19 protein-coding genes and 1 pseudogene are annotated in these 15,382 nt (G+C 43.7%); 8 read left to right on the top strand and 12 right to left on the bottom strand.

The window, feature by feature from the left end; translation table 11 throughout:
• Positions 1–638: 638 nt before the first annotated feature.
• On the bottom strand, positions 639–914 hold the full coding sequence (locus AB5Y90_RS02890) for a hypothetical protein (RefSeq protein ID WP_052815731.1): 276 nt from the start codon (positions 912–914) through the stop codon (positions 639–641).
• Positions 915–1,375: 461 nt separating this feature from the next.
• Positions 1,376–2,302, bottom strand: a complete 927-nt coding sequence (locus tag AB5Y90_RS02885; RefSeq protein WP_201980137.1) for a WYL domain-containing protein — start codon at positions 2,300–2,302, stop codon at positions 1,376–1,378.
• Positions 2,303–2,402: 100 nt separating this feature from the next.
• On the opposite strand from AB5Y90_RS02885, the gene AB5Y90_RS02880 reads away from it, so the two are divergent.
• Together AB5Y90_RS02880 and AB5Y90_RS02875 are read left to right on the top strand one after the other, a co-directional pair.
• Entirely contained in the window at positions 2,403–2,693 is a 291-nt protein-coding gene (locus tag AB5Y90_RS02880; RefSeq protein ID WP_368166540.1) for a DUF4258 domain-containing protein, read from the top strand.
• A 6-nt stretch (positions 2,694–2,699) separates the two neighbouring features.
• Positions 2,700–3,338, top strand: a complete 639-nt coding sequence (locus AB5Y90_RS02875; protein WP_225628386.1) for an ADP-ribosylglycohydrolase — start codon at positions 2,700–2,702, stop codon at positions 3,336–3,338.
• Positions 3,339–3,376: 38 nt separating this feature from the next.
• On the opposite strand, the gene AB5Y90_RS02870 is transcribed toward AB5Y90_RS02875, so the two are convergent.
• From AB5Y90_RS02870 to AB5Y90_RS02845, 6 genes are all read right to left on the bottom strand, one after another.
• Complete coding sequence (locus tag AB5Y90_RS02870; RefSeq protein ID WP_368166539.1) at positions 3,377–4,033, bottom strand: hypothetical protein; 657 nt, start codon at positions 4,031–4,033, stop codon at positions 3,377–3,379.
• A 920-nt stretch (positions 4,034–4,953) separates the two neighbouring features.
• On the bottom strand, positions 4,954–5,217 hold the full coding sequence (locus AB5Y90_RS02865) for a YkgJ family cysteine cluster protein (protein WP_368166538.1): 264 nt from the start codon (positions 5,215–5,217) through the stop codon (positions 4,954–4,956).
• Positions 5,218–5,297: 80 nt separating this feature from the next.
• Complete coding sequence (locus tag AB5Y90_RS02860) at positions 5,298–6,038, bottom strand: hypothetical protein (protein ID WP_368166537.1); 741 nt, start codon at positions 6,036–6,038, stop codon at positions 5,298–5,300.
• Positions 6,039–6,116: 78 nt separating this feature from the next.
• Positions 6,117–6,521 (bottom strand): hypothetical protein, encoded by a 405-nt coding sequence (locus AB5Y90_RS02855; protein ID WP_368166536.1) that lies wholly within the window; start codon positions 6,519–6,521, stop codon positions 6,117–6,119.
• 21 nt (positions 6,522–6,542) lie between these two features.
• On the bottom strand, positions 6,543–6,896 hold the full coding sequence (locus tag AB5Y90_RS02850; protein ID WP_213388251.1) for a hypothetical protein: 354 nt from the start codon (positions 6,894–6,896) through the stop codon (positions 6,543–6,545).
• A gap of 13 nt (positions 6,897–6,909) precedes the next feature.
• Entirely contained in the window at positions 6,910–7,827 is a 918-nt protein-coding gene (locus AB5Y90_RS02845) for an ATP-binding protein (protein ID WP_368166535.1), read from the bottom strand.
• Between the two features lie 273 nt (positions 7,828–8,100).
• Between AB5Y90_RS02845 and AB5Y90_RS02840 the strand changes: the two are divergent.
• Positions 8,101–8,835 (top strand): annotated as a pseudogene (locus AB5Y90_RS02840) (IS5 family transposase).
• Between the two features lie 203 nt (positions 8,836–9,038).
• Here the strand turns inward: AB5Y90_RS02840 and AB5Y90_RS02835 are convergent.
• Positions 9,039–9,416: a hypothetical protein gene (locus tag AB5Y90_RS02835; RefSeq protein ID WP_368166534.1), complete on the bottom strand. Its 378-nt coding sequence runs from the start codon at positions 9,414–9,416 to the stop codon at positions 9,039–9,041.
• A gap of 218 nt (positions 9,417–9,634) precedes the next feature.
• Between AB5Y90_RS02835 and AB5Y90_RS02830 the strand changes: the two genes are divergently transcribed.
• From AB5Y90_RS02830 to AB5Y90_RS02810, 5 genes are all read left to right on the top strand, one after another.
• A complete protein-coding gene (locus tag AB5Y90_RS02830; protein WP_125730100.1) occupies positions 9,635–10,042 on the top strand; it encodes an H-NS family nucleoid-associated regulatory protein in 408 nt (135 codons plus the stop codon).
• 140 nt (positions 10,043–10,182) lie between these two features.
• Positions 10,183–10,482 carry a hypothetical protein gene (locus AB5Y90_RS02825; protein WP_144716190.1) on the top strand — a complete coding sequence of 100 codons (300 nt, stop codon included), beginning with the start codon at positions 10,183–10,185 and terminating at the stop codon, positions 10,480–10,482.
• A 433-nt stretch (positions 10,483–10,915) separates the two neighbouring features.
• Positions 10,916–11,332: a hypothetical protein gene (locus AB5Y90_RS02820; RefSeq protein WP_368166533.1), complete on the top strand. Its 417-nt coding sequence runs from the start codon at positions 10,916–10,918 to the stop codon at positions 11,330–11,332.
• Between the two features lie 89 nt (positions 11,333–11,421).
• Complete coding sequence (locus AB5Y90_RS02815; protein WP_368166532.1) at positions 11,422–12,678, top strand: relaxase/mobilization nuclease domain-containing protein; 1,257 nt, start codon at positions 11,422–11,424, stop codon at positions 12,676–12,678.
• Between the two features lie 22 nt (positions 12,679–12,700).
• On the top strand, positions 12,701–13,411 hold the full coding sequence (locus AB5Y90_RS02810; RefSeq protein WP_368166531.1) for a hypothetical protein: 711 nt from the start codon (positions 12,701–12,703) through the stop codon (positions 13,409–13,411).
• Between the two features lie 135 nt (positions 13,412–13,546).
• Here the strand turns inward: AB5Y90_RS02810 and AB5Y90_RS02805 are convergent, their stop codons facing one another.
• The 3 genes from AB5Y90_RS02805 to AB5Y90_RS02795 form a co-directional block, all read right to left on the bottom strand.
• Positions 13,547–14,266, bottom strand: coding sequence for a hypothetical protein (locus AB5Y90_RS02805; protein WP_368166530.1), 720 nt, complete (start codon positions 14,264–14,266; stop codon positions 13,547–13,549).
• Between the two features lie 270 nt (positions 14,267–14,536).
• Positions 14,537–14,836 carry a cyclic-phosphate processing receiver domain-containing protein gene (locus AB5Y90_RS02800; protein ID WP_163129288.1) on the bottom strand — a complete coding sequence of 100 codons (300 nt, stop codon included), beginning with the start codon at positions 14,834–14,836 and terminating at the stop codon, positions 14,537–14,539.
• Positions 14,833–15,306: an NAD-dependent deacetylase gene (locus AB5Y90_RS02795; protein ID WP_368166529.1), complete on the bottom strand. Its 474-nt coding sequence runs from the start codon at positions 15,304–15,306 to the stop codon at positions 14,833–14,835. Before AB5Y90_RS02795 ends, AB5Y90_RS02800 begins: the two co-directional genes overlap by 4 nt.
• Positions 15,307–15,382 lie beyond the last annotated feature (76 nt).

The raw sequence follows: 15,382 nt of genomic DNA, 5'->3' as shown, positions 1-15,382 counted from the left end.
ATTTCCATTTCACGATACCTGTAGCAGTTCCGACCAACGGGTTCTCTGGTGCAGATCACCTCGTTGTCAGCCGACAATCGAGCTTGTTAGGGCGGGATTTCCATTTCACGATACCTGTAGCAGTTCGGGCCAGCGGATGCTCTGGTGCAGATCACCCCGTTGTCAGCCGACAATCGAGCTTGTTAGGGCGGAATTTCCATTTCACGATACCTGTAGCAGTTCGGGCCAGCGGATGCTCTGGTGCAGATCACCCCGTTGTCAGCTGACAATCGCCATCACTGGATGGGCTGGTTTCCATTTCACGATACCGATAATGCGAATTTGCTGGAAAGTGCTGACATCCGGCAGTAAATGAGCGACGTAATCTTGTCATTGAACACCTCAGGTCATGGTGGCGACTGTACCACCTAAAATGGTGTCCGGGATGATTAGACCACTACAAGGGCAAGGTTAAGCCTCTCGTCAACATTTAGCCCTTTTAGCCTATAGGTTTTCGGCACCCGCCAACGTAGTCGCAGTTGGCCAGGGTCAGAGTTCTATTTCACAATACCGATAATCTGATCCCTTGCTGCCACTGAGGTGAAGATCGACTCGTTGTCAGCTGACAATTGCTACGGTGTGCAGAGATGGATTTCTAGTTAAACGGCAAACGAGATCTGAGATCCGTTTGGCATTTCAACATTGAGCTGTAGTTTTCCCCCAGCAGCCTCGACCCAGCGTTTAAGATCCATCAGTGTAACGTCCTGTACTGATGGTGTTTGATCGCAAATCATGGGTTCGGTGCCAGCCTGGGTCAGCATTTCACGCAGTTGGGTGAGATGAATCTCCAGTCGCATTTGCTCTGCTTTTTCCCTGGCCTGAGTGACAACGTCGGGCATTTCTGTGGTCAATATTTCGTCAAGCGTGCGTGCCATGGCTACCTCAAAAGAACACTCGATGGACTGGATCCTGAAAAAGTCATTTTGCGCTGAACGTAAGTGGCTAAGTTCTGTGCAAGATATGAGTAGTATCACCGGTGTGGACTGAGGTGTCTACGAATGGGCTCCAATGGAGCTTTTTCGTGTTTGCTGCGGCTATGCCGCCAGCAGCTGTACCAGTTGTAGGAGAGCTGCGTTGTTCCATTTCTCACTACCGATAATGGTGTGAGATTGATGTGGTGATAGGTGTATGGTCGCGGAATGAGGTATTGCTGTTGAATCTTGAAGCTATCGATGAATTGTTACGGTTGGATCACAGAAGTGGGGCGGTGAAAACAGTCAGTAAAACAATGTCAGCCAAGCTGAGCTGACTGACATTAGGTTATCGTATAGCTCTTTTCTTTGTTAACGACATAGACAGTGGAAACTCCACCTTGTCCTAGAACTTGGTTGCGATTTTAGTTGACCACGACATTAAACAAATCTGCACTCTTGAGCTTGAAGGTACAGCCTTGCTCGATGAGTTCCTCCCGGTTGGCCAGTACCAGCGGGTAGAGCAAGGGATGTTGTTGGTGTTCACCGTTATAGCTCACCTGCATCCGTTCCAATGCGTAATGTACTAAGGGGATCCGTTGGCTGAGCAATAGCTGGTTCCCGGTCATGGCATAGTCTCTGGCAATGATGGCCTGCTGTCCCTCGCTGAGGCCTGGATTCGGAACGACTACAGCGGTCACTTGGGTGTTCCACTCCAGATCTTGATCCCGGCCGTGAGGGGAGGCATCCAGCAGATCCGGTTCGCCCCGAAAACGACTCATCACAAAGTCCAGATATTCCCCTTTCTTCTCGCAGTAGGCACGTACGTGCCAGCGGATCCCGTCATAGACCAAAGTGTGAGGCACGATATTGCGGCCACTCTGCTCCTCTGAACTGAGGGATACGTAATCGACATCGACCCGCAGTTGGCCGCGCGCCGCTTGCACCAAGCCACGCACGATTTTCGGGTCGATATGGCGGTTTGGCACATCCAGGATCTCGATGTGGCCGTAGCGCAGATCCATCAGCGGCAGTGTCAACAGGCCCGCTTCATGTTGGCGCTGGTGCTGCTTTTCACGGTGTAGCAGCATCAGGTACTCATCCACTTTTCCCTCACTAAAGCGCGGGACAAAGTGCTCTGTGGGTTTGTATCCCTTCAGGCTTCTGTCATAGACCAGCCCTTCCGGTGAGTAGTGGGTCAGGTAGTGGTTGATATCCCGCGACGCCTGTTGGCGGCCGATATTGAAGGCGGTCATCAGATGGTTGGTGGTCAGCCGTCCCTCCCACTGCAAGACGATCTCCAGCAGACGAAAACGAAGGGTTTGATCCCAGGTGAGCTCTTTGGGTGCCATACGTGCTCCAAAATGCGACATGTTTATGTAACCAGTATCGGCATGAGTATACAGGCTACATATACTGAGTCCATCGAAATGAGCGCCAAAGGAGCATGCCATGAACGGGAAGCTGGATAGTGCGTACAGCCATCACGCCGCGTGCCGGATGCAGCAGCGCGGTATTGCTCCCGAGCTGGTAGAGCTGCTGCTGAGCATCGGACGTTCTTCTTATCACCAGGGACGCGAACTGGTTTATCTCGATCGCAAAGGCGTGACGATGCTGCAAGCCGAGTACGGAGTGCCAGCGGAATGCTGCCAGCGGCTGCGCGTTCACTATCTGGTACTGCAAGGCGGTGAGATTGTCACCGTCGGTCATAAAGCCACCCACTTCAAACGCGATCGTCACTGAGGCGCTATGAACTCAAGTCTGTTATCAGGTCAGGCGGCCATGCCCCTGATCAAGGGGATATATTGCCTACTGCCAGCCGAGCGAGCTAGGGAGCTGACCGTTCTGCTTGCCAAAGGCACGTGTCACCAAGAGGGTGAGACTTCACCACTGGCGGTGGTGGTGGCATTGGCTATCCATGTCGAACAACATAGGCTGGATTGCACGTCACAGCCCATCTATCTGGGGCGTGAGCAACTGATGGTCGGTGCTGCTGATTTGCTGGGGGAGGATGCCTGCTTTGAAGATCAGGATGCGTTTCGTCTGTTGGCGCTGCTACTCGACAAATTGCTGCGAGGAGTGCGTGGCAGTCGCCAGGCCAAGCTGGATGGACTAACTGTAAGCGTCATGGAGCAGCGGGCGCTGGCAGCCACATCTCCGAATAGCGGCGCCGTGGTGCGCGGCAGCTGGCGGCGCAAGTCACGCAATCAGCTGGGCCATGCCAGCTGGCTGGATGTAGTGGAGGCAGCCCTCTGGTGCTTCTGGCATGGTGACGATTTGGCAAGCGGCGAAGTGCTACTCGGTGTGCTGCTGGGCAGGGATGAGCGGGTGCGGTTGGTCTATGGTCTGTTAACCGGGGCTTTCTATCTGTCAGATCGGACGGATTGAAGCCGAGGGGCCATCGCAGCCCGCCATCTTGCGACTGATTAACCAGCCAGCTCAACCACCGGATAACAGGCATCTCCCCACAGGGTATCGGGATGGGTCATCATCAACTCGATGATCACCGGCACCAGTTTGCCGAGCAGGTTGGCGCAATCCTTCAGTTGTTTGCGATTGACCGAGCTGTTCCAGGTCGCACCGCCATGAATTAACTGGTTGCGCAGGGTATAGAGGCGGTTAAACACCACGCCCAGCAACTGTGGGGTGTTGCTGCTGGCGAGGGCCTGGGTTGCCATCTTCTTGCCTTGTGCCAGCCGCTCCTTCCACTGAGCTTCGCTGATCTTGCCGCTCTGATAATCCCAGAAGCCTTGCAGCACAAATGGGGTGTCCAGCAGCATGCGGATACTGCCAGAGAATTCTTGCCAGACGAGTTGCTCGATCTGCTTATGCTCATCTAGGTCACACAGTTTCTCCAGAAAGCCTTTGAAGGTCTCCTGTTCCGAGAGGCGACGATCATCATCGATTTCAGTGGCATAGGCCGCATTGAACGCAATCCAAAGAAAGATAAAGCGGCCATCTTCATCCTCGGCGATTTCGGCGCGTTGCAGCCAGCTTAATGCACGATGAACTCGTAGGTTGAGGTTGCTGGGAGAGTGTTCACGCAGCGTCCGGTGACGGTATTTCAACTGTTCAAAATTCAACGACGATCTCCTTCTCAATCAGATGAATAGCCAGCTTCTGTAACCAGGACCACTGCACACAGTATTACTACGATCTCAACAGGTTTGTGACGAACTGGCTGGATTAGCAAGGGGTAATAACAACGCTTACTTTCGGATGACATCCTTCAGCTTAGCGATGGTCAGCTCCACCAAGGTGGCCGACGTTTTTTCCAGTGGGGCATGGTTGCACTCGGGACATGCCTCAAACCAGGTGTGGCCACGTACCATAACGTCGCTCTTGGGAGCAACTGTCTTGTGCCAGCCGCAGTGGGGGCAATGAAAGGTAAATGGATGTGGTGGTACAGGCATGATGTTCCCCAAAAAGGTCCCTTTTGGCTTAGCCTATCATGGTTCGATATGGATGGGCGCAGCATCGATCACAGACTTTCTGCAATATCTACATTCAGCTGAAAATACTAAATGTGCAAAACACCGGTATCGACGCTCCACGCTAGGCTCGGTACAGTCTGTTTGGTTCATATTGAAGGAAATACGTGATCAGTAACCGATCGGATTTGTGGTAACAGTATTGAGTATTGTCTGCATTTTCTAAATAGCTGCTCCTAATAGTGCTACATCTTGCCGAAACCTTGCCGTGTAAGGCATATTAACTATCAGGTTACAAAGCCTGACGTGACAATGCTTAGACCTCGATGTGTGCTTAATGCCTCTCGTTGAGGCTGTGCGAGAGCAGTACTCTACTATTCGGAACAGCTATTTAGGCGCACTCATGTGTGGTTTTCTACCGTTAGCAGACATTTAGACATCGGCGCTGACAGATAACAGGAATTCCCCACAACCGTCATAAAATTAGTAACTAGATTTGTGCATGTTGTCACCCCTCCCAAATCAACTACAAGAGGATGTGACAGAAACAAATAGTGACTTAATCTGAGGAGTTATAGTTTTCTGCAAATCGATATATTTATTTTCACAAACTCATCCCATGACACTATATCCGCGAATTGCTTTTTATAATAGTCTCCAATTCGACAAATAATTGGCCGCATTTCATATATACTGCATAAATTAGTATCCTCAATCAAGTGACGGCAAACTCCATCACCACGGTCGAGAAAGTGGCCTTGAGGGTTTTCGTTTACCCTGCGGCAACATTTGCCACATGCAGTGCATGGAAAAGGAGTTAGCAGTTCGTCAGTCATTATCATTAGATGCCTAGCAATTGTTAGATTCACACCAGTGTACGAAACCGAAGGGAAAAATGGTGAGTTAATAGCTATTTTTAATCGAGCTCTAATTCTATATATTTGGTGTTTTCTATCATCCCTGTCTTTTTATAAAGAGTAACTTCAGGCATGTCGATTATTTCAATGCTGTCATCCATGTTAATTAAATCATCTAGCAATAACCCTGCAATTTCTAGCTGCGTTTTACTCATGTTCTCCAGGTTTGCTGACTTTATTATTTGCTCCATAGAAAGCAAGCTGCTACCCATATTAAAAGCATTGTTAATTAACTCAACATATTGTCTTTTTATGTTTTTGGCGACATCCGTAGTCGCAATTAAATTATCGCAAGAAACTATTACTTTATTTTCTTGGATCAAGCCATCTATCAGTTTGTTGAATTTCTCTCTAGATTTTAGTCCGGATTTTATATATATGTCATTTAGATGGACATAATAATCGCTATCTATTAATGAATAGATTTTTCTTTCATTTGGTTCAATTAAAGAACCGATTGCCGCTATACCCCATAAAATACTAAGTACAGTTAATATTTCTTCTGAGTAATTAGGGAAAAGCCAAGTAAGAATGGCTCCAATCATTATCGTACCAGCAGTGACATCTAGCAGTTCACTCATTTTATTAAAGTGATAATTTTCAAAAAATGCCTTGAGAAAAGTGAATGTAGCAAAGAATGCAAATACAGAAAATATAGTATCTGCTTGTCTTTGGAATATCCAAGCAGAGATAGATGCTATTACCGCAAAACCTATAATTTGTTTTAATGCTTCTTTCATGGCTTTAACACCCTCCATTAATAATAAATTTTATCATATGGCGGACTCGGTCTAATATAGAATGAGTCCGCGGGAAAACTACTTATTTGGGTGCGATATGTCGTAAGATACGGCACCATTTTGCATACTTATTATGCTTTCTTCTTTTATTTTTTCCTTATTTATAAAAATAGTGTTTTCTTTTTTTATCCACTCATCTTTATTATTTTTAAAATAAAGCTCGATGAGAAATGCTATGTTCTCATCTTTCTGGTCTTTAATGTTAAGTTTACCACCAATAAACTGAACTCTCTCTTCAGCTTCAACCTTTAGTATATATTTATCAACTAAAGTGGATTGTGCGTTAATTATTTCGTCAAGATTTTTTGGCTCAACTAGGAAGTTGTCTAGTATATGACACAGTGCTGAACCAAGAGCATCAAGTGCAGCATCAATATTTATATTCAATAGTTTTTCTTTTATCGATTTGGAAGGGGTAATCATTTAACTATTCCTTTTAGATGATTAATTGGCTAGAACTAATTTTTCTTTAAATTGATCAGAAATGTCTTGCTCACGTCCACTAGTCGCCAGCTTTTTAATATCATCCGGTACGTCGTTGCTAGACACCTTTTTTGAGACAATAGTTTCTTCCCATTGATCTTTATTCTCATTAAAACTATAAAATTTAGATAGTTCTTGATATATATCACTAGCAACTTTCTTTATATATACCTTAACTCCGTGTACGATGCCGCTGACGATTTTTTTCACCGCCTGTGCAGCTTTTTCAATCCACTTACAGATATCATCCCAAAATGCAGCAATAATGCCACCAGTAACCAATAAACCACCCGCAATTAACAACAAAGGCAACATAATTAACTCCAATTTATATGTTTATTTGGGATTCCACATATTCTCTTGAAACCGTCTTTATCTCTACTTTTTCATCACCACCTTTATTTTTTGCATTCATTTTCTTACTATGCTGTATAGATTCAATAGCATATTCGAAATAATCATGATGTACGATCTTTTCATTATTTCTGGCTGCCTTAAACACAGCTTTTAATATCGCGTTTGATATGTCACTACCAGAAATTCCGCCAAACTTTTCAGCTAAAATATCCACATTGGCGTTATGTGGTAGTTCTTTTGGTAACAAATGATTCCATATTTTAGTTCGCTCGGTATGACATGGTAATTTAAATTCTACATGTCCCAAAATTCTTCGCATAAATGCTGTGTCATAATTAGATACGAAGTTTGTTGCGAACACGATTATTCCATCGAAGTCGTTCAGCAGCATTAGCAACACAGACCGGGTTTGGTTGACACTAGTATCGGTAGAGCTGCTCATATTGGTGACGCGCTTACTGAGCATTGCATCCGCTTCGTCAAAGAAAAGAACAGAATTTGTTTCTTTAGCCTTTTTAAATACCTTTGTAAGGTTTTTAGGTGTGTCACCTACATATTTAGATTCAATATCAGCATAATTAACTTCAATAATATCCTTTTCTAAATAATGGGCTACAGCATGGGCTGCCATTGTTTTCCCTGTTCCCGGCTCACCATAAAAGTTGAGAGCAATTTTCCTCTGCATTTTATGAGTTTTTATTAATCCCCAAGTATCAAAAACGTGGTTCTGTAATTGCTGTATGGATAAAACATCCATTATTTCATCAATTGTTTGATCGCTCAACACCAAATCGTTGAAGCAGAATTTTGGCTTTTGGGGACTGAACAGTTCATCGCTAGGGGGGGGCGTGTTATCAAATTCCTCTTTTTTCGATTTTACGATGGGCATATGTCACCAAGATGAGGGTATAAGTTAAAGATATGTCTTTCTATATATGTCTATTTATCTATCATACAAAAAAAAATGTTTTTTATGAAGACCTGTTTAAATCCATATGTCACATTTTCAGACAGACCCGAGCGGAGCCTTTTAGGTGGTCGACACTCATGAGAACTGTTGATGGAGATTGTAGAGGTGTTGTGGCTCAAATCGATGCAGTTTGAATGGAACTAACTGAGGGCTCGGTGATCTGATCGCTACCATCCTCTACAAGTCTGCATCATGGGCACGCCGCTTCACCCCCATCAGTAACTGGCCTAAATACAACAAGTCTTTGATTAACCTTGGTTCACTCACCTTCAGGGTTGATGCCGAGGCTATGAGCAACTGGTTTCACCACGCGACGGGGCCGCAGCCAGCTTTACAGTGGCCAGACCATCGCAAGCGATACAAAGTATCGAGTCAACCGGGCTAAAGGTGTTTGCAGAAGGCGAGTAGAAGGTCAGAAAACACGGCGCAGAGAAGCGGTGAGTCTGGCGCAAGTTGCATCTGCTGGTAGACCAGGTGACCCACGATATCGTAGCGGCGGAAGTCCCGCTGGAAAATGTCCATGATGTCGAGGTGTTGCCGACCTTGCTCAACCCTCAGAGGCGAAAGCTGGGACATGTTTATACGGATAGCGCCTATGACAGCAAAGCCAGCAATCAGCTTATCTCGCACAAAGGGGCGGCAGCCTGTATACCAACCACCCCGCTAGAGAACAGGGTTTTGGAAAAAGGGACACCCAGAAACGAAGCTGTGTTGGTGATGTGCAGGAAGGATTGGCGGCTGGGAAGAAGATATCGGGATTCCACAGTCGCTCGCTGGCAGAAACGGCTATGTATCGGTTCAAGTAGTTTCTGGGGGAAAATCAGTCTGCGAAAATACAACGGTCAGATAAGGGAAATAATGGTGTATATTAGCGCCATAAACAAACCCAATACCTTGGGTCTACCTGTCAGAAATCCCCGAATGTAGCAGTCACCTAAGGCTGAGGAAGTTATGGCTTGCTTGCTGATTTGGGCAACAACGCCGTTTGTAGAGCTACAACGACCCTGGCAGTCGGACTGTGTTTCAATACCACACTACCGATAATGAACTGTTCTATTCCTGCGGGGTCTGTAGTGCCACAATAGCCCCAAGCGAGGGGGCATCTCAATGGCATTTAGATAGTGGTGGTGTTACAGCAGTGTCTCTCGGCAAGCCAGATAATACGTACTCCACAACTCGCTAGCGGGTCGTCCATGCATCTTGATGCCGATATCTAGCAACAACAGCTCCCACTGCCGTGTATCGCGAAAAGCCATTTCACGAGCCTGTTTGATGCTATGGGCAGAATAGGCACGGAGCAATTTGTCTGATGTCGTCGAAAACAACCGTTCAAAAAAAGCTAGATCTTTGGCAGCCATAACCTGTGAGCGCAGTGTTGTTAGATACATAGTGTCCATTTCTGAATACCGAACTGCATCCTCAATAAATGCATCACAAACCTCATATGCAATCTCATGGGATCTCCCATGAGTACTGAGGGCAACGATTAGTAGAATGAGTTGAGTCATCACAAGATCTCTGCTGTCAGTATGAATAAACCAGTCTAGCAGTAACTAATGGAACCTGTGGGGTCTTAACTCAAGTTAGATCGATGTTGAGCGGTTACGCATAACCTCACTATGTGGCTATATAAAGATCAATTATTTTGATGATAAATATTGGCACCAAACTTCAGCTAGGTGATAATGCTAGGCGATAAACAAATAACTTTTTAGGCGTGATATCCATGAACGATTTTATCAAAACACTATTGAACATTCGTAGTCTCCGGGCCGCTCTGCGTGAACTACCGTTCGAACAACTGATCGAGATTAAGGCAAAAATTGATGAGGTGTTTGCAGAGCGTGAAGCTGCTGAGCTTCGATATCAGGAAGAAAACGCCGAACGTCTGCGTAAGCTGGCAGAGTTCAGCGAGATGTTGAAAAACGCAGGGATTGACCCCAGCGAACTGGTTGGCAGTGCTGCTCCGTCGAAAGCTGAAGGAAAGGAAAAGGCCAAGCGTGCGCCGCGTCCCGCAAAGTACAAGTATCACGAAGATGGCCAGGAAAAAACCTGGACTGGTCAGGGCCGTATGCCGAAAGCCATCGCTGAGGGCGTTGCTAGCGGAAAGTCCTTAGAGGATTATTTGATCTAATCCACAATTATCGTGGTATTGAAAGCAGCCGTAAGGCTGCTTTTTTTATTCATTCAACTATAATGAATTTGCTTATGGCGGCATTAACCATTTTGTTCATGCTATCCGTCCATTAATTCTACATGTATAGCGAGTGTTCGATGAAAATAATGACCACAAAAGAGGTTGAGGTTATAGCTGATATTCAGTGTGACGTATGCCATAAAAGCACAACTCCAAATATGAACCCAAATTTGTATAATCCTCAGTTTGGAGCCCTGACTGCAAAATGGGGTTATGGTTCGAAACATGATGGTACGGCATATGAGGTACATCTATGTGAGGAGTGCTTTTTTACTGTGCTGAGTCAGATAAAAAATATGCGTATAAATGATCATGCGGATTATGTTGACGATCAATCATTTGGGAAGCTTTTATCTCATAGCCTTGAGCTTATATGACATCATTGGTTCGCCCAGATCTAGAAAAGGTATGTCTGTCATAGGATGAGAGCATGCCTTTTTATATAACTTTAATCAGCCTATGTCATAGTTTTAATTTCACGGAAGAAAATTAAATTCACCATGTAAGTCTAGTTAATTTCATATTTTAAATATTAACTTTCGCCAATGCCATTGATAACGTTAGTCGTTAAATTAATAATTTAGCTCAAAAAATTGTTGATATTATATTTAGTGTTTGCAATACTATAATTAGAGTGAGCATTAAATATCACCGAATAATTTAGCTCATTTCTTAATGTGACTTCGTATAAATCTATTGTATATTTTTTGAAAAAACTCTAAACCAGCTATGTTTTAATGTCTATTAAATTGGTTGGTTTGAAAAACAAAACGCATAACACTACTAATAATTATTATAAAGGTGCACGCAATGAACAGAAAACCACGTTCTGGTAGACCCAAAAAATCAGCTGATGAAAAACGCAGTTTAATGCTCCGAATCTCATTTAATGCAGCTGAGCAACGTGTTTTAACTAAGCATAGTAAAACCTATGGTATTCCCAAAAAGTCTAGCCTGATTCGGTTTTTGGCTCTCCGGGAACCAGACAGTAATATCTCACCAGATTTTTCATATGATGATCGTGTGAGATTGCTCGAGGGGTTATACAATATATCATCGAATTTAAATCAAATCATGTTGTTGATTAGACAAGCTGAAGTCGGTAGTGACGTTTATAAATTTATTACTGACAGTAGTGATAACTCTCCAGTGATGCAGGCTTTCTCATCTATAAATTCTCTGTTTATAGGAATTGAAAAAGCTCTGATTGGAGTGAAGTTGAAATGAATTTTGAAAAACACAGGTTCGGCCAAAACTTCCAGTACAGACTGTCTTATATTTACCGAGCTATACATATTGGTAGGAAACGAAAATCCATGCCATCACAGGTTTATCATCTCGGTGGTGGTGTAATTAATAGACCAAATATTACATTGAATGAAAGAGGTGAGGTCTCTGATTATGACATCGGGCCACTACTCATGGAGTTGAATATGCAGGCATCATTGTATGCAGGCACAGGAAACCAACTATGTGCACATTATTCTCTATCATTAAGCCCCGATGAATCATTAACGCCATATCAATGTCTAGTTGCAGCTAGGCTGCTAATGATTGAACTGGGATATGGTAGCGATACTCGATGGACATCTGTTATACACCGCGATACAAGCTCTCTACATGTACATGTTGTGGCATGTAGAGTAAAACTTGACAGAACCTTAGTTGATGATAGTAATGACTACGCTCGGGGAGTTGACGCTGCTCGAAAAATAGAAATTGAATTGGGATTGGCGAACTGTAAAAGTCCTGAAGCAAATTTCGGTCATGAGTATAGCATAGTCAATATTAAAAATGGCCGTGGTAGAGGGAGCTTTCATGCTATGCATGATCCCGCCTGTATAATTAGGGATGCAATGGACGTGGTTTTTAAAAACCAGCCGAACAACATGACTGAATTTGTCACTGGGTTGCGTGAGCATAATGTAATGGTCAGGGTGAGGAGAGCAGATAATCACGAGCCAAAAGGTATTTGTTATAGTATAGACGGTAAGAAATGGATATCAGGGTCTAAGGTTAAGAGATTGCGGGCTACCTGGTCTAAGCTGCTCGACCAGGGCATTGAATATTCACCTCGGCGAGATGATTTAAATTTGCAATTAGGTGAATCAAATCAATTAAGCGAGCTTAAGGTTATACTATTTACTGCATGGATTCGTTGTACTAAAAAACAATATGCCAAGATGAAAAAATCAGTGCAGTCATTTGTGGATAAAAAAACATATGGTACATCGTCATTCTTTTTCCGGCTTCTAAGATTGGATTTTGTTTTGCTATCAATCGAAGAACCATCGGATAGTTTTATATCAAATGCACGAGCACTGTTGAAAGACGTTTTGGCTACAATTTTTAGGAAAGGGCTGGAGGGCGTTCATGTAGGATCAAACGCATTGATTCCTGATGGATATGTCCAAGATATTAACTCAGAAAAAGATACTATTGATAAGCCAAACATGTTTTTCTTAGATAGAGACAAACTTAAGAATGAAATTTTGAAGAACAATGAATGGATTGCTGATTGGTATGGGGATCCCATATCACACGAACAAACCAAAGAAAAAAACATAAAATAACAATAATAATGAGAGGTGTGGCATGGCTAACATGAGGTTGAATGCAAATCTTAGAACAGTATCATTTAGCAAAACCGTGAGTGTACTGGAAGAGCTGGAGCTCAGTTCAGGTAAATGTGTTCGTAGGTATAGGGCTGTAAATGTTCACCTAGGTACAGTTGATGTTAACTCTGATTTTTCTCTTATAAAAGAGTTAACCGAGGCTGACGCAAAAAATGCAAAGCTTTGGGTCCAGGAGCAGCAACAACTGGTCCAGTATGCTTACATGGATAATCAGAAAAAAGGACTAATTGGCGGGTGTCCTGTTATCAAACGTAATAAGAGCGACGATAATAAGTATCGAGATCATTATGGGTATATTCCAGATTGCAGGGTTGGTGAATTTATTGGTGTAATCATCAATCAAATCCCACTGTCGTCACCCATACAATCTGTTGAGTCTAACAACTCGTTATATGAAAATATTATTGAGTTGAGAAAGAAAGGTCGTTTGTCTGACGTGTTTAAAGATATTTTTAATACGCTAATTAAAATTCATAAAATAAATCCTTTCACAAAGAATGAATGGTTTTCTCTTTTCTTGGGGGAAAAAGATTGTTTTTACTTGATTACAGCGGCTTCTGGTTATAAACAAAGCATTTTTGAAAAAATGCTTCCACTTAATCATAGAGCAACAATATTGTCGCAGATAAATAAGGCTCTGAAAAATCGAGTTACCAGCAAAACGTGTTGATAGAGGCTTATCCAGGCTTTTGCCTGCGGTAATGAAATAACGATAGATATGACTGTACAGATATAGTGATAACCTTACACCGGCCTCAAACCGGTGTCATATTTCAAGTCGTCCTCGATTGATTATGATTGACAGTCATTTTATAGCTTTATAAATCTCGGACTTAATTCTATCTATTGCAGGTTGACATGCTGCACGACTAAATATTTTGTATGTTGACAAATGAGGGAGGCGTACAAGCAAGGAAACTTGATCCCCCCTTTCGTAACGCTGAATTTGGTATCTGACTCTCCCCCAGCCAATCTGTTCATTGATTTTATCAACCATCTGGAAACCATGCTTGGTTAAATGGCCATCTAGTTCATCAAATACGATTTTCGAAATCGCGATATAGAGTTTACAGTGGATCTGTTTTATACGCTCATCCCATATTTGACGTGCATGTTCAAGCCACTCACCCTTTCCTTTTAATGAATGCCAATTTCGTGAGCGGGCTGGAATATAGTTTGTCATCAGAGAGCCATCCATGAGCTGCTTGTATGATACACCCAATTCATCGCCAATCATTGTATATAAGGCTCTCATCTGCTGTTGTAGCGGTGCTTCACCCTCCTCGCAGCCCTTCCAAGGTTCACTGTAGTATGCACATTCAGACTCCACTGAAATTGCATTGGTATCACATGCTCCACCACCTGGATTTATACCAAAGAATGCGACAGGATACTGAGGGGATAGCATATTCTCATACCTACAGAAAAGCAGGTCCCACCCCATATCATTCTTTAAGTTATCATATTGGTTTTGGATGAACGCAAACAGACTCTCTTTACACAAGAAATTGATATCCGTACTCATACATTGTCCATTATATCGTCAAAGTGGAAGTTAGATTGTCATTCTGAATTAAATAAAAGTCAACAAAATAGCGTTTTTACCATTTATGTTTTAAAAGGAAAACTTCATAACTCGTACTTATCGATTTTAGAAGCCTTTTTATTTTTCAGGGGATGATTTTTAACAGTTGAGAGACTATTGCAGATATCAGAACTTTCCCAAGAACCAGAGAGATTTATACATGGTGACATGATTTACTATCTCTGGAGTTTAGCCACAGCTCTGGACTTGTCATGTTGAATTCCCTAAAAAGCTATTTATGGCCATAATGCCCAGTTCCATTTTTCTTCTTGCGGAGACATTTGCTGAGTGAATATGAATTTGGGGCGGGATGAAGTTATTTGTCATTACCTCATTTTCTATCCAGAGAATAACGTCGTAGCCGGTTCCTCTATCATCATCACCGAGGTCATGATCGAGGCTAATTTCTGTCACCGTCTCTGTTTCTAGCCATGCAATCGCCTCGTCCGGCCAGAATACGCGAACCCACCCTACCGGAGTTTTTCTTTCATCATCCAGATATAACTTCATGCCATTTTTTCCAGGTTCAGTTCCAATACGTGAGCAATCCCGCGATTGGCCCCATCAACAATCAACTCACCGGGAAACGGTAGTCTGGATGACAAACCAAGATCGGGATCGATGTAGTAGACACATGCGCCAGGGTTGATGTTTTGTAACAGAGAGCTCGCAGGCTCAACAAGCAAACTGGTGCCGACAACTACTACGGTATCAGCCTCGCAGAGCCAGCGACGAGCTTGTTGATATTCATAAATCTTTTCACCAAACAGCACGATATCTGGACGCAATTGTGAGCCAGTGGATGGGCTGCGATCACCGACCTTCACATCTTCATGCCAGGGCTGGCGATATTTTTTGCTACGGAAACCGATGGGGACCAAAAACTGGATTGAACCATGCAGATGAAGGACATCACGGCTACCTGCTCTCTCATGTAAGTCATCAATATTTTGGGTTATGACCCTTAACCATCCCCTCATATGAGCGAGGCGTGGCGCGGCTTCTGAGGTATGATCGCCATCCTTGACCAGCTAATACCCAACAGACTATCCCCAT

This window comes from Aeromonas sp. R4-1 (assembly GCF_040908325.1).
Taxonomy (GTDB): domain Bacteria; phylum Pseudomonadota; class Gammaproteobacteria; order Enterobacterales; family Aeromonadaceae; genus Aeromonas; species Aeromonas veronii.
The sequence above is the reverse complement of the archived record's forward strand: the minus strand, read 5'-3'. Positions and strand labels throughout refer to the sequence as shown.